A 22,584-nucleotide genomic window follows, 5' to 3' on the forward strand; every position below is an offset into this window, starting at 1 on the left:
ATCATTAGTTTCTGTTTTCACCTGAGGTTTGTTTTGCGTACAAGTTTGCTAGCACATGGGTTTTGTACCTTTCTAGTTTTTTTCCCTGATGATAGCGAATCCCTTCTTCTTTTAACCGTTCCACATACCATCCTTTTGAGCCGATGTGTGCCATAAAATGACAAGCCCCCTTGTAAAGGATCGTAAAACTCAAGTGTTCCACCTCACCGCGAGGATAACATAGGACAGGCAAATAATTAAACCAACTTTTTTTCCTACTTTCATTGATCATATGTATGTCCTGGTGCTTTCTGGTTCATAATGGTTCCTTGTTTCGAACGAATCGTCACTTGGGAGATAACAATGCCTCCTAATATTAATCCAGCTCCAATGATGACGCTCGCAGTAATCGCTTCATCTAGAAACATCCAGCCGAAAAAAACACCAAAAGCAGGCACAAGCAGCGAAGAAATTGTCGCAGTTACGGTACGCATCACCGTTAATAAGTAGTACCAAATCGTAAAACATAGAGCAGAGGCAAACACCCCATTAAAAAGAATGGCAATCATGCTGATCGGTGTCCAAACAATCGGCTCTCCCCATTCTAAAAAGACGGTAACAATACATAGCCCTATGGTTCCGGCCAACATTTGATAGGCATTTACTTCGACACGGTGATCCTTTGCAAACGTTTTTTGATAATAAATATTGGCAGCTGACCATACAAGTGAAGCAATGAGAATTAAGCTCATTCCAAATACAACAGAACGATCCGTACTTACCCAAATATCTGTCCCTACAATGAACATTAACCCCGTCATCCCTACTAATAATCCAATTACATGTTTCCTCGTTAACTTCTCCCCTAAAAAATAAAAGGCTAATACGGTACTCCACATCGGCATCGTATATAGAAGGATCGAGGCCTTCCCTGCATCAACAAAACGCATTCCATACATCACTAATGCATATACCAATGCCGTTTGCAGCAATCCTAAAATAAGTAATGGTCGCCATCGTAACGAACGCAACCTTTGCAAACGTAACTTTCCTATGAAGAGTAAAATTACAAGTAATGTAATTGTACCGACGAAAAAGCGTAATGTATTAAACGTAAACGGGCCCATATATTCAAGAGATACTTTCATTAGTACCCAAGCATAGCCCCAAACCATCGTTAATAATAAAGTAATTAGAGCAATAAACCATTTACTCGTGAACATATTTCTCTTACCTCCTTCCGATCAATCGATATTCTAACGTTTCATATTTTAATCCCTTTCATTCCGTTCTCGTACATACATCCAATATACGTCTTTAGCAATGATGACGAGGATAACCATTACGATCATGCCGAGATTCACGTCGTTGGTCTTCTACAAACTCACTAGAAAAGCTCTTTCTACACTAACTTTAACATTAATTGGACACCAGTGGCAGTAAATGTTCTGAGATTCGATACCGTGGAAATAGTAATAAATCCTAAAAAACAAAACGTATACGGCTGTAGCATGTTCATTATAAAACGAGCACTCGACTTATACATCAGCCGCTAGTCGCACAGCAACAAAAAGAAAACTGCACGACCTTGTCATGCAGTTCATTACTATCCTTAGTTGTCTTCCTTTGTTGCTGCCGCTTCTTCGTTGACTACTTGTTCTTCACTCTCTTCAGCTGATTCACTATTTTCAGAAGTTTCGATTGCAACAGGCCCAATTTCTTCTTCGACCTCGTCTGCGACACGTCTTTCGCGAATTTTATCCGTAAACTTAGCTGTTTTTTCTTTTGCATTTGTCACTTGAACATTTAAATCGTCACGAAGTTCCTTACCTGCTTTTGGAGCCATTAATAACCCAACAGCTGCCCCTACGATCCCGCCGACAAGTGAACCGATTAGAAAATCCTTCGTATCCATATTATTTTTTTCTTGTTCTGCCATGTCCAACACCCCTATACCTAGAATTTTTTAAAATATTTTTGCTATAGTTCATTTTCTAGGTAAAAAAGGAAATACCTTCCCGTTCACAAAATTTCAACAATGAATGTTACAGGACCTCAAGTTTCACACATCAAAAAACGGCACTTTCTCTACGGTTTTATTGATTATTTTTCACAAATTGCTTGATTTCTTCAGTGATTTCCGTTTGTAATGTATCATCAGCGTCTAATGCAATGCCGTATACCCAGCGATCTCCATACTTCTTTTTCCAAACAATGCTTGCTTCAACGGTTATAGGTTTTGAAAACACAGTAAAAGACAAGCTGATTTTTTGTTCGTCAGTTAATTCAGTACCTGCAGACATTTTCAACCCTTCTTGACTCAAATTTATAATGTCGCCTTTATATGGCTTTTGTTCATTTGATCCAAGCATATAATACTCACAAGATAGAGGGGATTTAAATTCATAGCGATAAGCTTCTTGTCGGTTGTATTTCATAGTTATGACTCCTATTTTTCTAATAATCAAATTTTATACCTAGCAGCACCAATTTTCTAACCTTCTAGTGATAAAAGTATAACATAGTCCATCAGCCATCGACTGCTTTAGTTTTGTCATTATCAAAAAGCTGATACAATATAGTGGAAGAAAATGAAAATAAGTGAGGGTTATGCAAAAATGAGTCAATTTCAGGAAAGATTTGAAAAGTATGCTGAATTAGCTGTAAATGTTGGTGTAAACATTCAAGAGAACCAAACACTTGTTGTCAATGCGCCAATCGCTGCTGTAGATTTTGTTCGAACGATTGCCAAAAAAGCGTACGAAACCGGTGCGAAAAATGTACATGTTGAATGGAATGATGAGCATACAAGTTTAATTAAATATAAACACGCACCCGATGAAGCGTTTCATGAGTTTCCGGAATGGAAAGCAAAAGGGTTTGAAACGTTGGCCGAAAATGGAGCTGCGTTCATGACCATTAAATCATCAAACCCTGATTTATTTAAAGAGGTTGACCCTGAACGTATTGCAGCTGCCAACAAGGCACAGGGAACCGCGATGGAAACGTTTCGATCATACATTCAATCTGATAAAGTAAGTTGGACAGTGATCGCCACTCCTTCACCAGAATGGGCGATGAAAGTTTTCCCTAACAATAGTGAAGAAGAGGCCATGAATAAATTATGGGATGCAATCTTTCAAGCAACAAGAGCAAATCTTACTGAGCCAGTTAAGGCTTGGGAAGATCATACGAGATCCTTAACCGAGAAGGTCGAATACTTGAACAAGAAAAAATATAAAAAGCTCCATTACAAAGCCCCGGGAACTGATTTATCAATTGAACTGCCAGAAGATCACCTTTGGGCGGGTGCTGGTAGCACGAACGAGAAAGGGACGTATTTTGTTGCGAATATGCCAACAGAAGAGGTATTTACAGCTCCACATAAAGACGGTGTCAACGGCGTTGTAAGTAGTTCTAAACCGTTGAATTATGCTGGTAACCTAATTGAAAACTTTTCTCTTACTTTTAAAGATGGTGAAGTTGTCGATTTCAGTGCTGAATCGGGATATGAAACACTAAAAAAGTTAATTGAGACAGATGAAGGATCTCGTCGCTTAGGAGAAATTGCCCTAGTTCCACATGATTCACCGATATCAAATGCAAATATTATCTTCTATAACACGCTCTTCGATGAAAATGCTTCTAACCACCTAGCTCTTGGTAGTGCCTATGCCTTTAACATTGAAGGTGGGAAAACGATGACAAAAGAAGAGTTGAATAAAAGCGGCTTAAACACAAGCCTTACTCACGTTGATTTTATGATTGGTACAGCTGATATGGACATCGACGGCGAATTGGCTGATGGTACGACAGAGCCCGTCTTCCGTAAGGGAAATTGGGCGTTTTAAGAAATCAACTCTTTAACTGTGAAGATAGATTTGTAATCTAAAAACATCGATATAAACGAGAAAGGGTGCTCTAACAGGTTCAAAATAACCTCTAGAGCACCCTATTCTATGCGTTGATGACATCGAAAATGGCTTTCGCCACACCGTGATTGTTATGGTCTTCTGTCACCACATCACACTTCTTTTTTATTTCTTCAGGTGCATTCCCCATGGCAACAGCATGTCCAACCTTAGTTAGCATCGATAAGTCATTGTAATTATCACCGATCGCCATGGTTTGTTCCATCGCAATCTGACGTTTGTTAATAAAGTCTGTTAATGCTTCCCCTTTTTGGGCACCTAAAGTTGTAATTTCTATATTTTCTTTCCCTGAAGAGCTTACCGCAAGATCAGAAAACTTGTATAAGGTATTTTTCGCAGCACTCACCTTCTGTTCATCAAATGAAAAAGCTAGTACTTTATAAAAATGTAGGTCACGCTCTGTTAAAAGTTGATCATAATGATCAACTAACGTTACAATTCCTTCCTCAAAGCGTGCCTTTGCCCCTTCGAGCAACTGTGCATAATCTTTCTGTTCGCCTGCACTCAAAAAGATATCCGTCATCACCGTTAAAGCCTTATCATAGTCGCTTGTATAGGTTCCTCTATCCGTATAGACTTCAAAATAAATATTTTGTTGTGACAAACTATCCTTAATATCGATAAAACGTGGTCGCGGTATAGACTCTTTATGTATTATTTCTCCCTCTACAGATCTAATTTCTGCGCCATTAATGCAGATCATTGGGCACCTAATCCCAGCATCCTTTAAAACATATTCAGCCTCAGGATAAGATCTTCCGGTTGCGATCACTACCTCAATTCCTTTTTTTTGAGCTTCCTTAATCGCCTCTGAATTCTCCTTTGCAATCGTCAACTCACTATTGACCAATGTACCATCCATATCAATTGCAATACACTTTACCATGATTTCACCTTCTATTTTCATTTAATCACTCGTATTGTAACACCTATCTCCCTGCAAAAAGAAATATAAAGCAACGTAACAGTCACCCTAGGTACAATATGTAAACGTTCACTTCAGTAATATTGCACCTATAAGTGGTAATCCGTTACGATGAGAACTCCTATTTATTTTTTCTTTTCAATTAAATTCAATGCAATTTTTATTTTTTTTATAAATTGTCTTCACTTTCCGCTGTAGATCTCCCACCGCTCCTAGGACCCACTGTTCTCCTGTTGCACCCATTACTGTAAGGGTACCCATTGACCTCCTTAAGGTGCAGTTAGTTTTCTCTTTCTAATGACCCAACCACATCTTATGCCTAACTAAGAGATTCGTATAAACACCCGCCTAGCAAACATAATCTTTGTATAAATTGTGAATTGTTGCTAAAATTAACGAGTGGTTTTATATAATATTTCGCTAAAGATAGGGGTAATTAAATATGACCAATAAACAAACCGTTGCATGGGTGTTAGCACACCCAGATGATGAAACGTTTGGTAGTGCATGTACAATACAAGAAGTCATTCAATCTGGGTTTCAAGCGGTTTTATATGTAGCCACCCAAGGAGAAGCTGGGAAAACAGGGCGACTTGGACCCATGTCAAAAGATGAGCTTGCAGCTAAAAGAATAAAAGAAATGCAGCAAGCAGCAAATATCTTGGATCTATCTGACCTCAAACAGGAGCAATATCCAGATAGTAATTTAAAAACAGTAGACGAAGACGAGTTGATAAAAAGCGTCACCGAATTCCTTAATTTACACCAACCAAAGATTGTTGTAACCTTTGGAGAACGCGAGCCTCACCCCGATCATGATGCCATTCACGTCGCAACAACGAAGGCCGTATTAAGTGACAAGTGTCCATCTGTGCAAAAGTTATATTATTTTGTAGGCTTAACCAATACAGAGGTAAAACCAACGATCCGTTTTAATGGTTCTGCTCATTGGGACACAAAGATCCAAGCACTTCTTGCCCATGAATCACAAGCGTTCTCCGTCGAAAGAGTCTTTGGTGATGTCAATACTTTAGAAAAAGCACCATTGGAAATGAAATACGAAAACTTTGTTCTTGCGTGGGAAGATGGTACACACTGGCCGCAAAAAACAGAAACCTTTCTAACTGATGGTCTACAATCATCAAATTAATGACAACAACCTTTAGGGCTGGCCACAGACTAAAACACCAGCCCTAGCTTTTAAATCCCCCTTGCTAAACTTTGAAATATTAACATCAATGGATAAAATTGAGTTGGAATGGTCAAACTGTATAGGGACATATTCCACAGTAGCTCAGTGGTAGAGCTATCGGCTGTTAACCGATCAGTCGCCGGTTGGAATCCTGCCTGTGGAGCCAACAACAATATAATGCACATACACACACAAACCCTTGGCACATGGCCAAGGGTTTGGTATTATTCGCTAAATTGGGTGGTATTGAAAAACATCGATGCCTCATCTTCTGGCTTTTTTGATTGCTCATTATGCTCCTTTTTGTTCTTACCCATCTTCCCATCAGATTCATACGTAAGGCGAAACTTGTCCTCTTTCTCTTTCAAAAAAAAGCCCTCCTTTCATCTTTAATTTACCCAGCCACAAGGAAGAGTCATTCATTGCTATTATAGGAATCCCTAAAGAAAATGCTTTAGAACGGCTTATCCTCTATGTATCAATCCGCTTACCGATAATCACTAAGTCTCGCTCAACATCATCTAGCTCAGCTACGTTAGGTAATTCCCCCCATTTTTCAAATCCAAAACGATAAAATAATTGTAAGCTCGGCCGATTATGTCCAAACACAAACCCAAGAATGGTTTTTATGCCCAGGGTTGGTGCTTGCTCAATTGCATATTCAAGAAATGTTGATCCGATCCCTTTTCCCGTAAAAGAGTCTTTAATATAAATACTTACTTCTGCGGTTGCATGATACGCTGGTCTTCCATAAAACGATTCAAGGCTCAACCAACCACATATTTTATTTTCCGTTTCCATAACCCACAATGGTCTATAATTAGGCGTGTGTTGATGAAACCATTCTTTTCTACTTTCAACTGAGACCGGTTCTAGGTCTGCTGTGACCATTCTCCCTGGGATCGTCGCATTATAAATAGCGACGATTTCAGGTAAATCTTCTATAGTTGCTTCACGAATAGTTAGCTCCACTACCATTTCCCCCTTTTTTAAACATCTAGCTTTAACGATGCAGCTTGTACGTGTTTCGTTTTGTATGTTCTTTAATTGAACGAAGTTGTTCAGCCGTTAAGTTCGCTACATCCTTTGCTTTTAAATTATCTTGTAATTGCTCTAGTCGGCTTGCACCAGGAATGACCGTAGCAACTGCCGGATGAGTGAGGGCATAACGCAGCCCAAGTTGAGTGAGACCGATGTTATGTCTCACCTCCGATTCAAGATATGTTATTAACTCCTTCAATTCAGAAGGGGAGTATTCTAGGTACTCCTCGTTCGGAAGTTTATTTCTCCATTTTTCGGTAAGCATCCCCTTACTCAAAGGTCCTCTTGCAATGACACTCACATGATTATTGTGTAGGAAGTTGAGCATCTCCTCCTCTGGACGTTGATCAATGATACTATAAGGCATCATCACACTATCAATTGAAGAGTGATTCACATATTCTCGTATAACATTAGGTCTAAGTGAGGAGATTCCATAAGATCGAATCAAACCTTCTTGTTTTAATTCCTCAAAAGCTTCGATCGTTTCTTCAATCGGATCATCAATTGTACCCCCGTGCAATTGATACAAGTCAATATAGTCTGTCTGCAAACGTTTTAGACTTCCCTTCACAGCTTCCTTAATATACGCTTTTGAAGGATCCCAATACCAACCTTCTTTCCCGCCTCCATACGGACGATTTCCCACTTTTGTAGCAAGAATTACTTGATCTCGCTTACCTTTGATTGACTTCGCAACCAGCTCTTCATTTTGACCAAATTCATATAAATCAGCCGTATCCAAAAAGTTAACACCTTGCTCGATCGCTGCTTCAATCATTTTAATTGAGTTCTTTTCATTTTCACTTGTAAAAGACATACAGCCTAACCCAATCTCACTGACGTATAATTCACTACTACCCAATCGGTTTTTTTTCATACATAATCCTCCAATTAAATTTCTACTATAAAATAAGAGTACAACAAAATGCATCATCTTTAAAATCGATCAACTCATAAAAAAATAAAATGGCGTATTTTTAACGTGACGGAGAACAAGAAAAACGAGTGGAAAAGAAATTTCACACTCGTTTTCAAGATAAAACGACCATTTATGGTTAATTAACAGCTTGGATCGCTACGTTTTGAAACTTTATGTAGAAGGCCGTTCCTTCATCACTCGTTTCCAATTCAATTTCCGCTTCGTGTCTCGAAGCAATGCTATAACAAACCGCTAACCCTAACCCAGTACCTTCATCTTTTGTTGTAAAGAATGGAGTTCCGATTTTCTCAAGAAACTCCTGAGGGATTCCTTGCCCTTGATCGGCTATTTTTAGCGTAATTGATTGTCCACTAGTATACGTTTCAATCTCTAATTCTCCACCTTCAGACATCGCTTCTAAACCATTTAACGCAATATTTAATATCAATTGCCTAATTTCCTTTTCATCAAGATATACTTGCGGAATGTCACCTAAATTGAGGTTGATTGTTTTATTGCTAAGCAAAGCCTCTGCTTGAAGCAATGGATAAATGGTATCAACAATCACATTGAGATCTTTTAACTTTTGGTCACTCGCCTTATCTTTGGCAAGCGTGAGGAATTCTTTAATAATCGCATTTGCTCGGTTCAATTCCTCAATCATCAAATTCACATACTCCTGTGGTTGTGAAAAATCTTCACTCTTTGCAATTTGCAAGAAACCAAGAACTGTTGTCATCGGGTTTCGAATTTCGTGAGCGATCCCCGCTGCCATTTCTCCAATTAAATTAAGGCGATCTAATCGTACGAGCTCTTTTTCTAAATGAACACGATCAGTAATATCAGTGATGACACTAATAATGCAACGTTCATTCTGTATCTCAACAACCTCAGTTGATAGCAGACCTTCGCGGACTTGCCCATGCTTCGTGAGGTACTGTATTTTAGCATTACGAACACATTTTTCTAAATCCAAACTTGTCGTATACTTATCATCATTGTCTCGTTCTGCAATGATCTGTAAAAAGTTCTTCGTTTTATTGGCGACTTCTTCCTTTACATAATCTGTAAAATGCAACCAACTCTCATTAACATCAATAAACCTTCCGTCTTCAAGAGATCGTATGGCAATTAAGTTAGGGCTTGATTCAACAATTTTTTGGAACCGCTCCTGTGAATGACGAAGGTCTTTATTAGTTATAACAAGCTCCTCAGTTTTTTCTTCAACAAGTTGTTCTAGATTGTTAAATTGCTCCTGTAATTTCAACTCCATATGCTTACGTTCGGTAATGTCCTTAATAAAACAAACATAGATTTGTTGACCTTCAACATCTGCTTCACCAATTCTCACTTCTGCAGGAAATAAGCTTTCATCCTGTCGCTTAGCTTTTAATTCAATTGCCTCTGTTTTTGCTTTCGAAAAAAGATCCTCATCGACTGGATCTATGATAAGTTGTTGAATGTCAGGCCTTAACTTTGGCAACAATAGACGCACTGACTGGCCGTCAAGCTCCTCAATGGTGTACCCAAACATCTCCTTAACAATCGGATTAACTTGGATGATTTCACCATGCTCATCAAGGGTCACGACTGTATCGGAAGAAGTTTCACCAATCACTCGTGCTAAAGCTTCAGCTTTTCTTAATTCAGATGTCGTTTTGAGAAGTTGTTCGTTATTTTTTTCTAACTGTTGTGAGTGCTGTTGTAGCAAAAATGATTGCTGCTTTACCTGTTCATGGTATTGTTGTAACTTCACAAATGCTTCGACTTTTGACTTTAAAATATCAGGATTCAATGGCTTAAAAATATAATCGACAGCACCGACTGAGTACCCTTGATAAACATGTTCATTGGCCTGACTAATCGCTGTGATGAAAATAATCGGTATATGGGCAGAGCTTTCTCTTTTTTTTATCAGCTTCGCCGTTTCAAAACCATTAAGACCAGGCATTTGAACATCCAATAAAATGACGGCACAATCATACTTCAATACAAATTTTAACGCTTCTTCTCCTGAGGTAGCTTTTATCAAATTGTAGTTCGGGGATACGAGTACCGCCTCCAAAGCTAGTAAATTTTCTGGTCGATCATCTACTAATAAAATATTAACCTTACGATCGTTATTCATAGCAATATCCCCCATTGTCAACACTTCTTGATTTTTCGATATATTTTTTCGTCACCATCAATTTCCTCATATTTATCAGCATAGTTTGTATACTGTAACGTTTCTTTGTTTCCTAACCCTAAAAATCCTGATGAACTCAAGCTATCATGAAACAAATGAAAAACTCGATTTTGAAGCGTTTGGTTAAAATAAATCATGACATTTCTACAAATAATAACGTGAAATTCGTTAAACGAATGATCTGTCGCTAAATTATGATGAGCAAAAACAATGTTCTTTTTTAGGAAAGGATGGAAAACGACTCGTTCAGAGGTTGCCGTATAATACTCTGAGAATGCCGTTTTCCCCCCTGCTTGATGATAATTTTGAGTATACTTTTTCATTAAATGCAATGGAAATTCGCCTTTCTTTGCCTTGGCGAGTATTTTTTCATTAATATCGGTCGTGTATATGATTGTTTTCTCAAACAGCCCTTCCTCATATAACAGAATAGCCATCGAATAAACTTCCTCACCCGATGAACATCCAGCATGCCAAATCCTTATGAATGGGTATTTCTTCAAGATCGGAACAACGTTTAGGCGGAATGATTTAAAAAATCCAGGGTCACGAAACATTTCTGTTACATTAATAGAGAAATCATCTAGTAATCTCTCCATAAGCGCATAATTATGGAGAACAGCCCCCTGAAGTTCTGAAATACTCGATAGTTTCTCAGCCTGAAGACGATGATGGATTCTTCGCTTGATCGAAGAATAAGCATAATTGCGAAAATCAAAGCCGTAATGCCGGTATATCCCTTCAAGCAACAACTCAATTTCAATTTTTTCTAAGTCCTCATCCACCAATTGATTCACCGTTACCTTTACCTCTATATCTTCGATAACTAATCACCACCTATTTATAAAGCCAAACTCGAATTAATGAAAAGAGCTGATCTAGGTTAACTGGCTTACTGATATAATCCGAAGCACCAGCTTCAATACATTTTTCACGATCATTTTTCATTGCCTTTGCTGTGAGCGCAATAATCGGAAGTGTTTGGAATTCAGGAATTTTTCGTATCTCTTGCATCGCTTCATAACCATTCATTTCAGGCATCATAATATCCATTAAGACAATATCTATATCAGGAGTTTTTTGTAACACCTCAATCGCCTCTTTACCGTTTTCAGCAAAAACAACATCCATTTTTTGAGATTCAAATACTGTCGTTAATGAGAACACATTTCTCATATCATCATCGACGATTAATACTTGCTTATCTTCTAATATTTCACGGCACTTCTGCTTTTCTTCAAGTAGATCCTTGTCCTGGTCCTGTTCTTCATCATCACCAGATGAGGCATCGTTCTCAGTTGTGCTTTCCGCTTGAGTGTCCTCTTCTTCTAAAACAGTTGCGGCAACTTCTTCAGCTGCTACATACTCGGCTGAAGATATTGATTCTGGGATGGCCACAGTAAACGTACTTCCCTCTCCAACCATACTTTTGACTTCAATCGTCCCACCTAACAAATGAACAAGTTCTCGACAAATTGAAAGCCCTAAGCCTGTTCCTCCAAAATTACGGCTTGTCGTTCCATCCGCTTGTCGAAAAGCTTCAAAGATCGCTGTTTGTTTTTCTGCTGGAATGCCGATCCCTGTATCAATGACAGTAATTGTAAACATTCCTACATTTGACCCATCTGTCTGAATCGTTTCCATCCGCTGATTGTCTTTTCCAAAATGAAGTTTTATACGCCCTTTTTCTGTAAACTTAAACGCATTGGATAACAAATTCTTCAAAATTTGTTTTAAACGTTGATCATCAGTGAAAATAATTTTCGGTGCTTCTTCATCCGTCGAAATCGTAAAGTCTAAACCTTTTTGGCGAGCAACCGGATTAAACTGCCTTTTTGCAAAGGCCTGAATATCGGTTAACATGACTTCTTCCGGATAGACATCTACTTTTCCTGACTCAATCTTTGACAAATCGAGAATATCATTAATTAAATCTAAGAGATCTTTTCCAGACGTATAAATCGTATGTGCATATTCCACTTGTCTCTTAGAAAGATTTCCTTCCTGATTTTCAGTTAGCATTTGCGAAAGGATCAACATACTATTTAATGGTGTTCTTAATTCGTGGGACATGTTGGCTAAAAACTCGGACTTATAACGCGAGCTAAGCTCGACTTGTCCATTCTTTTCCTCAAGATCCGCTTTTATTCTTTCTAACTCTTTTGTTTTCTCTTCAGAATTTTTATATTGTTCTTCTAACTGCTCATTAAACATTTTTAATTCTTCTTGCTGTTGCTGAAGTTCTTCAGACTGGCTTTGCAGTTCTTCGGTTAATGCTTGTGATTCAGAAAGAAGCTTTTCAATTTTCATATGGCCCACAATTCGGTTCATCATGATGCTAATTGGACCAAGCAACTGTTGTAAAAACCTACGTTGCAACGGTTGAATAGCCTCAAATGAAGCTAATTCAATAACTGCTAGAACATCCCCTTCGAATTCAACAGGCAAAATAAGCAAATGTTGAGGCTCAGCACTCCCTAGTCCCGAACTTATTTTGACATAGTTTTTCGGAATCGAGTGCAACTCAATCTCTTTGCTCTCGGCAGCGCATTGCCCGACTAATCCTTGTCCGTAACGGAAGCTCTTTGAGGTGCTAGACAGCTCATCATCTGCGTATGCAGCAAGCTTGTAATAAACATCTTCATCCTCCGGTTTACTATAAACAACACCATACGTTGCCCCAACGATTGGCGTAACTTTAGTGATAAATGCCTTTGCAAACGATTCTAAGTTTTGCTCCCCTTGGTTTGCGGTCGTAATTTCGGTTAACTTTGTTTTTACCCAGTTGTCCTCCTTCATGGTTTCCTTCAATCGATTTTCCTTCTCCATATGATCTTCTAGTGCATTCGCGAGCTCGTTATAGGCTGTTGCAATTTCACCGATTTCATCTTTGGTAATAACCTCTGCCCTTGGTAGCTGTTGATCGGTCCTTGTAATCGCACTTGTTAAGACATTACTAACATGATTGATATTTCTACTAATGCTTCGTACGACCCAGAACGTCACAACAATACCAATGAGAAAACAGGCAACAATTAATGCGATCATGCTATTAACTGCAACAGAATTCATATGACTAGCTTCATCTAATACCTCATACATCGCTCGTTCTTCAACATTCACTAATTCAAAAAAGTCATCACTTAAATTACGCAGAAGGTCGATGTTGTCACCAATTAATAGCTGAGTACCCTCTTCTTGTCGTTCTTCCCTAATCAAATTAAGTACAGTATTAACAATTGCATCATACTCTGAGTGAATTTCTTGTAACCCAGTTACTAGCTCATGTGTCTCATTATTATTGAATTGGCTGAGTTCAGTTATTGCTTCTAGGGACTGATTTCTTGATTCTTCAATGACCTCATATTCTGCAGGTGTGATTTCGTTTGTTTCCTTTAAGAGTAATTCACGTACCAACCGGCCCGTCGTGTTTGTTTCCGCTTGAAATAAATTCGCTAGACGAACACGTTCATAATGCTCGGTTACAATCTCTTCTAGAAACTTATTTTGTTGCTGTAAGGTAGAATAATAGCTTAACCCTAGAATCATAATGATGATTAACAAACTAGCAAATCCAATAATTAACTTCGTTTGGTATTTCATCTACAGCCAACCTTCCCTAAATATTAATGTCAATGTTACTTGCTTTAGCACCTAAATGATTCCCTCATAAAGCTTTTTACTTAAAAGTTCATTTTTTTAACTGAAAATTCCTTACTATCTGACAAAAATCATACTATATTTAGCTAAAAAATTCCATAAAAATTAAGAGAAACGTACTTTTTCTTATAAAAAAATGTAGAGCAACAAATGAGCCCTACATTTTTTTCTGCCAATATTGATTTATAAATTTATCACGACCCGATTTTTTACGATCCTCACCGTATTCTTCTGGATTCTTTTTATAAAAGTCCTGATGAACATCTTCTGCTGGATAAAATGGTTTGGCTGGTAAAATGTCTGTAACAATCGGTTTCTGAAAGCGTCCCTCTTGCTCGATTTTTTTCTTTGAAGCCTCCGCTAAGATTCGCTGCTGCTCATTCTCATAAAAAATTGCCGTACGATACATATCACCACGATCATGAAATTGACCACCTGGATCGGTCGGATCAATCTGAGCCCAATATAAATCCAACAATTTTTCATACGGAAAACGCTTCGGGTCAAATGTGATCTCAACGACCTCATAATGGCCTGTTGTCCCCGTTTGTACTTCTTCATAGGTTGGATATTCAGTGTAACCACCGGAAAAACCCGAAACGACATTTATAATGCCCTCTTGTTGATCAAAGGGTTGTACCATACACCAAAAACAACCTCCAGCAAATATTGCTTTTTGATACTTTTCCTTGCTGTCCTGCGCCATTTTCCTTCCCTTCCCTTTCCTATCACCCAATTGTTACAATGATCCTCTTATTATACTAGACATAGCTTTCATTGCTCAATAGATTGATCCCCACTTTCAAGGTGTTTCCTTTAAACAGAATACAGAGGAATTGTTGCTCGTATTTACAACCCTCAAACAAACTTCTGAAGCTATCCTAGTTGAAGTTGAAAACATTTCAATGATTCCGAAACAAACAGCAAGATTAACATCCGATACTCATACAACAACACAAGAGCAACACAATAAAATGGAAAAACTCCAATCAAACTCGGTCGACCTCAAAGAAAAGCCAAAGAATTCCAATATGAGGTACAAAAATTTAAAACCTAATCATTCAAACAAGGGGAGATGCCTGTATAATGACAGGCGTATTATCAGCTAGGTTAAACTAGATCTACACGTGTTAGTGTGAAAAGTCCAAGCTCCACCCCTTGTATGACTAGAAACCAGTAAACGCATTCATACCACTTTTACCGAGTAAATACGCTCCCATTAAAAAGGCTTCGGTATCATCTCGTACCCGATTCAATCCTGATGGATGTTGTTTAACTTGGATAGTCAAAGGTTCATGATCTATACCATTTTCAAACGCATCAGTTAAAAAACCCGCTGTTTCAGCTAAACCTGCACGGCCGCTCTGCATAATATCATGGAACGAAATAAATGCATGCATCACGCCAAGGTAACGTGATGCTCTGACAGCAACACCAGCCTCGGAAAGTTTTTCTGCATAGGCTTCCCCTTCATCACGTAAAGGATCAAATTCGGCTGTAATTACCAAAGCTGGCGGTAGATTTGATAAATCCTCTGCCTCCAATGGTGATGTATATGGGTTTAGCCACATCACCTTATCTGGAGTATAAGACTCACGTGCTAGTTCCATAACACTTCTTGATAAGAGGAAATATCCACTATCAAAGGCTTGCCTAGATTCATTTTCAATATCTTTAAATGTCGTTAACGGGTAAAATAATGCTTGTGCTTTAAGATCTGGACCGTTACGATCACGTGCCATTGTCGCCACGACGGTAGCAATATTACCTCCTGCACTATCACCGACAACGGCCATCTGAGATGGATCTCCTCCCAATTCACCGGCATGTTCATGTGCCCATTTTAAAGCCTCATAACTATCTTCAATAGCCGTTGGAAACACATAGTGAGGAGCGACACGGTATCCAACTGAAATGACGATACACCCTGTTTGTCGAGACAGAGCACGAGTAATACTATGATGAGTATGAATGTTCCCATAGCCTTCCATAAAGGCGCCGCCATGATAATACATGATAATCGGTACCTGTTCTTTTCCAAGCGGTCGGTAGATACGAACCGGAATTTGACTGCCATCTGAAACTGAAATGCTCTGATCTTCTTGAACCATTGTTGGCTGCCCCTTTGACCTCTTGGTAAGAAGTCGGTCAGGAAGAATATCAGGATCAAGAGGTACAAGCTGATTATTTATCGCATGTAGAATCACTGCCGTTTTTGCAGGAAGCTTTCCATGATCAGTTGAAGCCCATTGTTGTATGTATACAAAAACAGCGAATATCGTAATAAAGATCATGATAAGTACAAATAGTAAACTTCTCTTCACCATAGCACTTGCTGTCAAATAAGACAGCACTTTCCCCCTCTTAACAATAATTCGATTAATTTGGACGATATACTGTTTTATAATTTGTTATATCTAAATAACTATTCGTAACATCAATAAAGGCTGCATCAGTGCACATTCTAACTGATCAGGATGAGAAAGAGCTAATACATTCACAGAAATAAGCTTGATATATTTCGTAAAGGAATATTTATAAAATGTGTATTTTTCTCCACCCCTAGATCCTTCATTCCCTTCTTTATTAAAAAAACAAAAAAGGGAAAGGTTGCCTGCATAGTATACAGCAATCTTTCCCTTTTTATTTACAAATCATATTTAACTTTCTTCGTGTTGTTCCTCTGATTCCGAAGGTGCTTCCTCATACCAATTATCTAACACCTTAGCATCTAACACTTTTTCCTCAATATATTCTCGTTGCCTCTTTGTAAACTGGTGGTCAATCTCTAAATCTAACTCTTTTGCTAATTTCACAACCGTTAGAAGTTCCTGCCAAGCGACATAACGCTTATACCAAAAGAACTGCGGTTGCTCAGCCATATATGGATATAAATCATCAAACTCCGTATGCTTACAATCAACAGTCCGTTCAAAATGTACCTTCGCCTCATTTATTTTCCCCTCAAAAAATTCTGAAAAATCTCGGTTCACAACAATCACTCCCCAACTTTAGATTATAAGACATACCTATAAACACTATAATTGCTAAAAAGACTTCTCTCTCTATTTTGCCATACCTCGAACACTAAAATCAAAAGTATTTTATCGATGAATCTAAATGATTTAGTCCTTTTATCTATGTACTTGATAAAACTTGTTCGTTTCTATTCACTTCGCACAAAAAATCCGTCAAGAGGTAATAATTTCATTACCTATGTATTATATTCTTAATGATTGTATGGTTCTCTCTAAGCCAGTTTCATGGCAAACTAACATGAGATCGCCACATAGAGGAGGTTCAAATGAATGGTCAAGGTTCAACTACAGCTAGATTGAAAAAAAACAGCGGGTATCCCCGTTTTTTTATGCGCTCAATTAAAAGGCCAATGCTATTTTGTCAAGACGTAACAGGTGAAGACAAACACTATGGTATTACGTCTCTATTAATCGTTTCAATATTAATTCCTATACTCACCTTAGTTCAAAATCATTCGAATACGACACAATCACTCGTTGACACACTACCTGCAACCATAATTATTCCATTTGTTTATCACATTTCTTTTTTCTTCGTTTTATGTCTAACAATCCTTGTATTCATCCGCCTCATGAAAACTGATTATCATTTTGGTGATGTGCTCGCTAGATTCGGATCATTTTTAAACGTGTCTATTTTTTTCACGGCAATCAGTCTGTTGTTTCAGTTACTAACGATGTCAACCCTCAGCACCTTCTGTCTATTTCTTGCATTGCTACATGTTTTAGTTGCCATTGCCTACACGATGCACTCATTTAAAGCCCCATTCAAAACGGGGTTAGACCCTATCTATGCGACACTCGCACTCTATGTTCTTCTTGGATTATGGTTTACGTCAACCTCTGACCCTATCACTCCACTCTTTCTACAATCATTGCTTCAAATGTTTTAAATTACATTAAATATGATACGTGAAATTTCCATAACCACTTAAAAAAGAGTGTAGACGATAAAATCTACACTCTTCCTTGTTAACTATACATAGCTTCTACTTCTTTTTGTAAGCTTTCATCTTCAATGTATTCGTTATAACTCATTTGTTTATCAACTAGACCATTCGGAGTCAATTCAATGATACGGTTGGCGATCGTTTCAATGAACTGATGGTCATGCGAAGTAAATAGCATTGACCCTTTATAGCTAATTAACCCATTATTTAAAGCTGTAATTGACTCTAGATCAAGGTGGTTCGTTGGGTCATCAAGAAGAAGGACATTCGCACCACTTAACATCATTTTTGATAGCATACAACGAACTTTTTCACCACCAGATAAGACGCTCGCTTCTTTTTTAACTTCTTCACCAGAGAACAACATTCTCCCTAAAAATCCGCGTAAAAAGCTCTCACTCTGATCTTCCGGTGAGTATTGACGTAGCCAATCAACTAGGTTTAAGTCAACACCATCAAAGTATTTCGAATTATCCTTTGGAAAATACGCTTGTGAAGTTGTAATGCCCCACTTATAACTACCGCTATCCGGCTCAAGTTCACCCATTAAGATTTTAAATAGCGTTGTAATCGCAATTTCGTTACGACCAACGAACGCAATTTTATCGTCTTTCGTCATACGAAAGCTAACATTATCAAGAACTTTTTCACCATCAATCGTTTTCGTCAAGCCTTCAACCAAAAGCAAATCATTTCCAATTTCTCGATTTGGAGTAAAATTAACAAACGGGTAGCGACGTGACGATGGTTTAATGTCATCAAGTGAAATTTTTTCTAAAAGCTTCTTTCTAGAAGTTGCCTGTTTTGACTTTGACGCATTTGCACTAAAACGAGCGACAAAGTTTTGTAGTTCTTTAATTTTTTCTTCTTTTTTCTTATTGGCTTCTTGAGCCATCTTTAATGCCAATTGACTAGATTCATACCAAAAGTCGTAGTTTCCAACATAAAGTTCAATTTTACCGAAATCGAGATCAGCAATGTGTGTACAAACCTTATTTAAAAAGTGACGATCATGTGAAACTACAATGACTGTATTTTCATAGTTCATTAAAAAGTTTTCTAACCACATGATTGCTTTTATATCTAAGTGGTTCGTAGGCTCGTCTAATAGTAAAATCTCTGGCTTACCAAACAACGCTTGGGCAAGTAGGACCTTGACCTTTTCAGCTCCAGGAAGCTCTTTCATTTGTTTATCATGAAGCTCGTCAGGAATTCCTAGCCCTGAAAGTAAAATCGCAGCTTCTGATTCAGCCTCCCAACCGTTCAATTCAGCAAACTCTCCCTCTAATTCTGCTGAACGAATGCCGTCTTCATCGGAAAAGTCCGGCTTTGCATATATCGCGTCCTTTTCTTGCATGATCTCATACAAACGTTCATGCCCCATGATAACCGTTTGTAAGACCTGTTCGTCATCATATTGGAAGTGGTCCTGCTTTAAAACTGCTAACCGCTCACCAGGAGTAATAATAACTTCTCCTTTGTTTGGCTCAATCTCCCCTGATAAAATCTTTAGAAACGTTGACTTCCCTGCGCCATTGGCACCAATTAAGCCGTAACAATTTCCTGGTGTAAATTTAATATTTACATCCTCGAATAATTTGCGGTCTCCGTAACGAAGACTAACACCACTCGTACTAATCATATAATTAATATTCCTCCAATGTTCATTTATAGCACGTTCATTATAACATGCTTTATGTATGGAAAGTAACTAAAGCTATGTAAACCCTACTTACTTTCATTTTTTCGGTTAATTTCATACGCCTTAAGGTGTGTATAAACGACTTCTAAAAGTGGAGCTTTAACGTGATACGTACGTGCTAACTCTAACAAATAGCCTTGTATGTGATCAGCTTCAATTGGTGTATGCTTTTCGATATCACGAAGCATGGAGGCCTTCATTGTATAACTTTGTTTTGTTAGCAGATGAAATTGTTTTTCCTCAATTTCCGATGCAAGTGGTGCTTGTACGGCACGCATGATCGATGCAACTTCAGCAAATAGCTGTTTTGAAATGTCACGACCATATTCCGTTTCAAGAATTGGTCCTGTCGCTGAACGCATGAGGGTTGTCATCCCAGATAACGTTGTAATAAAAAGGTACTTATGCCATAAGTCTTGTTCAATCGTATCACTCAACTCAAATGTCGCATTGGCGGTAGAAAATAGCGTTTCTAATGCTTGAACACGAGTCGTCTTTTCACCGCTAAATTCCCCATACGTTAGTTTATGCGTACCACTTGTTTGAACGATCTCTCCTTTTTCATTTAACGTAGACTCAATAAAACATAAGCCACCGATCACTTGTTGGTGATCAAAGGCTTCCTTTAACGTCTGTAAGTGACCAATCCCATTTAATAATGGAAGGATAATGGAATGGCTATTTACATACGGTTTCACAGCTTTTATCGCTTCATCTAAATGATAAGCCTTCGTCGCTAACAAGATGACATCAAATGGTTCCTCTTTCTCACTTGCCAGCAATGTTTTTGGTTGAAGACGTACATCTCCATGGATGCTATTGATCACTAACCCATGGTGATCTAACTGCGCCTTGCGCTTGTCACGTACAAGGAAGGTTACATCCTCCCCTTTTTCAACTAAACGTCCTCCAAAATAGCCACCAACAGCTCCTGCACCTAACACTAATACACGCATAGATCCCTCTCCCTTCAAATTTAGTCTTATCCCTCTTTATTTATTGTAACTGATATTGCATCTCGTGCCAGTGCACGCCACCGTGTGAGGATGACGATGGTTTCATGTATGTAAAACCAAGGGCACCATAAAACTCAATAAGGTGTTTTTCACACATGAGCAAAATTCCTTTTAACTGATGTTTTCTTGCCTCGGAAATGACGTGTTGCACAAGTTTTGAACCGATCTGTTTGCGTCGTTCTGACGGTTTTACAGCTACCGTTAAAATGACGAAATAATCTCCATCTCGTGCAGGTTCACCCCCTTCACCCTTCATGCGATCATCCGCTACATTGGGTTCAGCCGTTCTGACGCCATTAGTTACACCGATGACTTCTCCTCGGTCCTTTGCAATAAAAAAGAAATCACGAAAATGTTCAAATCGATACGAGAATGCATCCATTGATGCAGCAATATCATCTCGATACGAAGATTTTTCAACGTTATATGCTTGTTTGCACTCCACCTCAGACGTTATGTTGATTATGTTCATCTAGCCCCTCCTCTACCTGTCATTTTAGCAAAATTCACCAGAAAACAGAATAATTCTCCAAAAGTGTTTGAAACAACGTTCTTTTTCACCAGCATAAAAAAAGTTTACCGAAGGAAACTTTTTAAGCGGCCATGCATATGCTATAGTAAACAATCACAGGAGGGAGTAGAACAATGGGGAAACATAAACGTTTAGTGATGTACGCTCACCTTTGTTCAAAATTAGGGATCATTAATGAAGATGAGAAGCAATCGTTGCTTAACAACGTGACTAACGAAATCGTTGATAAATCGAGGAAAAGCGGAGATCGGCCACGTACTTAACCTGACCGTTGCATCGAATCAGAATGACCGTTATCGGGTAAGGGTAGTCGTTGTTTGCCTCAGCCACGCTAACGATTTTGAAAATAATTCGTTTTCATACGAATAACCTGAAAATGTATGATCAGCAGTAGCGATGTAATCTTTGATAACAGACTCAGTTCTCCCTTGCTCTAATGCCTTAACATAATCAGCAGCATTTGTTTTTGGAACTTGTTCATCATCATCTGCATGAATGACACCCACCGGTCCATGATAAGAACGGATCGCTACTAAAGGGGCATGTTTTTTCAAATCAGCAAAGAATTCATGACGAAGTGAAAAACCTAAATAATCAAAACTTCCCACTCTCTTTGCCACTCTAACCGCTTGTTTACCAGTAATACGAGTAATGTCCTCATATGGTCTTGCTACTGGCGACCATAGCATTAATCGCTGAATGCGTTGATCTTGCGCAGAGGTAAGTGCTGAAACAGCTCCTCCCAAGCTATGACCAATAACTGTGATTTGGTCACCATCTAGCAATGATTCGTTTGTCGCCACATCAATCATTGCCTTCAATTCATTTATTTGGTTCGTTAACGTAACTTCACCATAATCGCCGTCACTTTCTCCACAGCCACTAAAATCAAAACGAAGAACCGCATATCCATGGTCGACAAAGTAACGTGCTGCTTTTACAAATAGACGATGTTCCCCAACCTTACTACCTACAAAGCCGTGCACGAAGATAATCACTGGTACCTTATTGTTTTCATTTTGATTTGGAACGTGTAAAACTCCCGCTAATCCTTTTCCATTGACATCAACCTGTATATTCTTTGTCGCCATATTGTACAGCCTCCTACCATTCTTTACAATTCTTATTAGTTTACTTGGTATTAAGTATAAACTTGTCTTACAAAGACGTCAACCTATATTTTCACACATAAATCAAGGTCGAGTTATTTAAGCTAATCATGGAGGTGAAATATCGTGGCAACGAATAAACAAAATCCTGATTTCAAACAATTAACGGACCGCGTGATACGAGAACGGCCCAAGCAACCAATTTTTGCAATGAAAACAAACCTTGATCAACCATCTCCACTTACAGATAATCCATATGTGCGAAAATCAACGGTTGATCATCAAGAGGAAAAGAAAATCGAATCATTCTTTGAAGAACGTTAATTAGTAGCAAAAAACGGCTGTCCCAAATGTCAATGAACATCACCTCTACCATGTCATATGGCCTAAATCCTGCA

The 22,584-nt window shown here is 38.4% G+C and carries 23 protein-coding genes and 1 tRNA gene; 6 read left to right on the forward strand and 18 right to left on the reverse strand.

From position 1 onward, the window contains the following. Positions 1-4: 4 nt before the first annotated feature. From KH400_RS15345 to KH400_RS15360, 4 genes are all read right to left on the reverse strand, one after another. Positions 5-154, reverse strand: a complete 150-nt coding sequence (locus KH400_RS15345; RefSeq protein WP_217226057.1) for a YflJ family protein — start codon at positions 152-154, stop codon at positions 5-7. A 106-nt stretch (positions 155-260) separates the two neighbouring features. Beyond that, positions 261-1,202 (reverse strand): DMT family transporter, encoded by a 942-nt coding sequence (locus tag KH400_RS15350; RefSeq protein ID WP_217226059.1) that lies wholly within the window; start codon positions 1,200-1,202, stop codon positions 261-263. Positions 1,203-1,591: 389 nt separating this feature from the next. Further along, positions 1,592-1,918, reverse strand: coding sequence for a YtxH domain-containing protein (locus KH400_RS15355; RefSeq protein ID WP_217226061.1), 327 nt, complete (start codon positions 1,916-1,918; stop codon positions 1,592-1,594). Positions 1,919-2,075: 157 nt separating this feature from the next. Next, positions 2,076-2,417, reverse strand: coding sequence for a PilZ domain-containing protein (locus KH400_RS15360; RefSeq protein ID WP_217226063.1), 342 nt, complete (start codon positions 2,415-2,417; stop codon positions 2,076-2,078). A gap of 180 nt (positions 2,418-2,597) precedes the next feature. Between KH400_RS15360 and KH400_RS15365 the strand changes: the two genes are divergently transcribed. Then, positions 2,598-3,830, forward strand: a complete 1,233-nt coding sequence (locus tag KH400_RS15365) for an aminopeptidase (protein WP_217226065.1) — start codon at positions 2,598-2,600, stop codon at positions 3,828-3,830. 106 nt (positions 3,831-3,936) lie between these two features. Here KH400_RS15365 and KH400_RS15370 read toward each other — a convergent pair whose 3' ends face one another. After that, positions 3,937-4,797, reverse strand: coding sequence for a Cof-type HAD-IIB family hydrolase (locus KH400_RS15370; RefSeq protein ID WP_217226067.1), 861 nt, complete (start codon positions 4,795-4,797; stop codon positions 3,937-3,939). 481 nt (positions 4,798-5,278) lie between these two features. Here KH400_RS15370 and KH400_RS15375 point away from each other — a divergent pair, with 481 nt between their 5' ends. Together KH400_RS15375 and KH400_RS15380 are read left to right on the forward strand one after the other, a co-directional pair. Continuing rightward, entirely contained in the window at positions 5,279-5,986 is a 708-nt protein-coding gene (locus KH400_RS15375; protein ID WP_217226069.1) for a PIG-L deacetylase family protein, read from the forward strand. A 133-nt stretch (positions 5,987-6,119) separates the two neighbouring features. Beyond that, positions 6,120-6,194 (forward strand) — tRNA-Asn (locus tag KH400_RS15380). A 58-nt stretch (positions 6,195-6,252) separates the two neighbouring features. Here the strand turns inward: KH400_RS15380 and KH400_RS15385 are convergent. The 9 genes from KH400_RS15385 to KH400_RS15425 form a co-directional block, all read right to left on the reverse strand. After that, positions 6,253-6,396 (reverse strand): hypothetical protein, encoded by a 144-nt coding sequence (locus KH400_RS15385; protein WP_217226071.1) that lies wholly within the window; start codon positions 6,394-6,396, stop codon positions 6,253-6,255. A gap of 103 nt (positions 6,397-6,499) precedes the next feature. Then, positions 6,500-7,006 (reverse strand): GNAT family N-acetyltransferase, encoded by a 507-nt coding sequence (locus KH400_RS15390; RefSeq protein ID WP_217226073.1) that lies wholly within the window; start codon positions 7,004-7,006, stop codon positions 6,500-6,502. A gap of 25 nt (positions 7,007-7,031) precedes the next feature. Further along, positions 7,032-7,949 carry an aldo/keto reductase gene (locus tag KH400_RS15395; protein ID WP_217226075.1) on the reverse strand — a complete coding sequence of 306 codons (918 nt, stop codon included), beginning with the start codon at positions 7,947-7,949 and terminating at the stop codon, positions 7,032-7,034. Positions 7,950-8,127: 178 nt separating this feature from the next. Then, complete coding sequence (locus KH400_RS15400) at positions 8,128-10,119, reverse strand: PAS domain S-box protein (protein ID WP_217226077.1); 1,992 nt, start codon at positions 10,117-10,119, stop codon at positions 8,128-8,130. Positions 10,120-10,136: 17 nt separating this feature from the next. Then, positions 10,137-10,976: a CheR family methyltransferase gene (locus KH400_RS15405; protein ID WP_217226079.1), complete on the reverse strand. Its 840-nt coding sequence runs from the start codon at positions 10,974-10,976 to the stop codon at positions 10,137-10,139. A 40-nt stretch (positions 10,977-11,016) separates the two neighbouring features. Further along, on the reverse strand, positions 11,017-13,782 hold the full coding sequence (locus KH400_RS15410; protein ID WP_217226081.1) for a response regulator: 2,766 nt from the start codon (positions 13,780-13,782) through the stop codon (positions 11,017-11,019). A 214-nt stretch (positions 13,783-13,996) separates the two neighbouring features. Then, the gene (gene msrA / locus KH400_RS15415; RefSeq protein WP_217226190.1) at positions 13,997-14,545 is read right to left on the reverse strand and encodes a peptide-methionine (S)-S-oxide reductase MsrA; all 549 of its coding nucleotides are present in this window, start codon (positions 14,543-14,545) and stop codon (positions 13,997-13,999) included. Between the two features lie 460 nt (positions 14,546-15,005). Beyond that, a complete protein-coding gene (locus tag KH400_RS15420; RefSeq protein ID WP_312889217.1) occupies positions 15,006-16,193 on the reverse strand; it encodes an alpha/beta hydrolase in 1,188 nt (395 codons plus the stop codon). A 306-nt stretch (positions 16,194-16,499) separates the two neighbouring features. After that, positions 16,500-16,832, reverse strand: a complete 333-nt coding sequence (locus KH400_RS15425; protein ID WP_217226083.1) for a hypothetical protein — start codon at positions 16,830-16,832, stop codon at positions 16,500-16,502. A 311-nt stretch (positions 16,833-17,143) separates the two neighbouring features. On the opposite strand from KH400_RS15425, the gene KH400_RS15430 reads away from it, so the two are divergent. Next, complete coding sequence (locus tag KH400_RS15430) at positions 17,144-17,770, forward strand: DUF6574 domain-containing protein (protein ID WP_217226084.1); 627 nt, start codon at positions 17,144-17,146, stop codon at positions 17,768-17,770. A gap of 79 nt (positions 17,771-17,849) precedes the next feature. On the opposite strand, the gene KH400_RS15435 is transcribed toward KH400_RS15430, so the two are convergent. The 3 genes from KH400_RS15435 to KH400_RS15445 form a co-directional block, all read right to left on the reverse strand. Beyond that, positions 17,850-19,469, reverse strand: a complete 1,620-nt coding sequence (locus KH400_RS15435; RefSeq protein ID WP_217226086.1) for an ABC-F family ATP-binding cassette domain-containing protein — start codon at positions 19,467-19,469, stop codon at positions 17,850-17,852. 86 nt (positions 19,470-19,555) lie between these two features. After that, entirely contained in the window at positions 19,556-20,485 is a 930-nt protein-coding gene (panE, locus tag KH400_RS15440; protein WP_217226088.1) for a 2-dehydropantoate 2-reductase, read from the reverse strand. Between the two features lie 40 nt (positions 20,486-20,525). Further along, positions 20,526-21,017 (reverse strand): GNAT family N-acetyltransferase, encoded by a 492-nt coding sequence (locus KH400_RS15445; RefSeq protein ID WP_217226090.1) that lies wholly within the window; start codon positions 21,015-21,017, stop codon positions 20,526-20,528. 173 nt (positions 21,018-21,190) lie between these two features. Here KH400_RS15445 and KH400_RS15450 point away from each other — a divergent pair, with 173 nt between their 5' ends. Then, a complete protein-coding gene (locus KH400_RS15450; RefSeq protein WP_217226092.1) occupies positions 21,191-21,340 on the forward strand; it encodes a hypothetical protein in 150 nt (49 codons plus the stop codon). A gap of 30 nt (positions 21,341-21,370) precedes the next feature. Here the strand turns inward: KH400_RS15450 and KH400_RS15455 are convergent, their stop codons facing one another. Beyond that, a complete protein-coding gene (locus tag KH400_RS15455; RefSeq protein ID WP_217226094.1) occupies positions 21,371-22,168 on the reverse strand; it encodes an alpha/beta hydrolase family protein in 798 nt (265 codons plus the stop codon). A gap of 144 nt (positions 22,169-22,312) precedes the next feature. Here KH400_RS15455 and KH400_RS15460 point away from each other — a divergent pair, with 144 nt between their 5' ends. Next, positions 22,313-22,510: a hypothetical protein gene (locus KH400_RS15460; RefSeq protein WP_217226096.1), complete on the forward strand. Its 198-nt coding sequence runs from the start codon at positions 22,313-22,315 to the stop codon at positions 22,508-22,510. Positions 22,511-22,584: the final 74 nt, after the last annotated feature.

The organism is Desertibacillus haloalkaliphilus (genome assembly GCF_019039105.1).
GTDB lineage: Bacteria > Bacillota > Bacilli > Bacillales > KJ1-10-99 > Desertibacillus > Desertibacillus haloalkaliphilus.

Bases quoted from the DNA above. Each gene is read 5' to 3' on its own strand.
- KH400_RS15350 (WP_217226059.1), bottom strand. From the start codon at position 1,202: ATGTTCACGAGTAAATGGTTTATTGCTCTAATTACTTTATTATTAACG.
- KH400_RS15370 (WP_217226067.1), bottom strand. From the start codon at position 4,797: ATGGTAAAGTGTATTGCAATTGATATGGATGGTACATTGGTCAATAGT.
- KH400_RS15445 (WP_217226090.1), bottom strand. From the start codon at position 21,017: ATGAACATAATCAACATAACGTCTGAGGTGGAGTGCAAACAAGCATAT.
- KH400_RS15355 (WP_217226061.1), bottom strand. From the start codon at position 1,918: ATGGCAGAACAAGAAAAAAATAATATGGATACGAAGGATTTTCTAATC.
- msrA (WP_217226190.1), bottom strand. From the start codon at position 14,545: ATGGCGCAGGACAGCAAGGAAAAGTATCAAAAAGCAATATTTGCTGGA.
- panE (WP_217226088.1), bottom strand. From the start codon at position 20,485: ATGCGTGTATTAGTGTTAGGTGCAGGAGCTGTTGGTGGCTATTTTGGA.
- KH400_RS15345 (WP_217226057.1), bottom strand. From the start codon at position 154: ATGGCACACATCGGCTCAAAAGGATGGTATGTGGAACGGTTAAAAGAA.
- KH400_RS15390 (WP_217226073.1), bottom strand. From the start codon at position 7,006: ATGGTAGTGGAGCTAACTATTCGTGAAGCAACTATAGAAGATTTACCT.
- KH400_RS15400 (WP_217226077.1), bottom strand. From the start codon at position 10,119: ATGAATAACGATCGTAAGGTTAATATTTTATTAGTAGATGATCGACCA.
- KH400_RS15360 (WP_217226063.1), bottom strand. From the start codon at position 2,417: ATGAAATACAACCGACAAGAAGCTTATCGCTATGAATTTAAATCCCCT.
- KH400_RS15365 (WP_217226065.1), top strand. From the start codon at position 2,598: ATGAGTCAATTTCAGGAAAGATTTGAAAAGTATGCTGAATTAGCTGTA.
- KH400_RS15410 (WP_217226081.1), bottom strand. From the start codon at position 13,782: ATGAAATACCAAACGAAGTTAATTATTGGATTTGCTAGTTTGTTAATC.
- KH400_RS15450 (WP_217226092.1), top strand. From the start codon at position 21,191: ATGGGGAAACATAAACGTTTAGTGATGTACGCTCACCTTTGTTCAAAA.
- KH400_RS15375 (WP_217226069.1), top strand. From the start codon at position 5,279: ATGACCAATAAACAAACCGTTGCATGGGTGTTAGCACACCCAGATGAT.
- KH400_RS15435 (WP_217226086.1), bottom strand. From the start codon at position 19,469: ATGATTAGTACGAGTGGTGTTAGTCTTCGTTACGGAGACCGCAAATTA.
- KH400_RS15395 (WP_217226075.1), bottom strand. From the start codon at position 7,949: ATGAAAAAAAACCGATTGGGTAGTAGTGAATTATACGTCAGTGAGATT.
- KH400_RS15455 (WP_217226094.1), bottom strand. From the start codon at position 22,168: ATGGCGACAAAGAATATACAGGTTGATGTCAATGGAAAAGGATTAGCG.
- KH400_RS15430 (WP_217226084.1), top strand. From the start codon at position 17,144: ATGAATGGTCAAGGTTCAACTACAGCTAGATTGAAAAAAAACAGCGGG.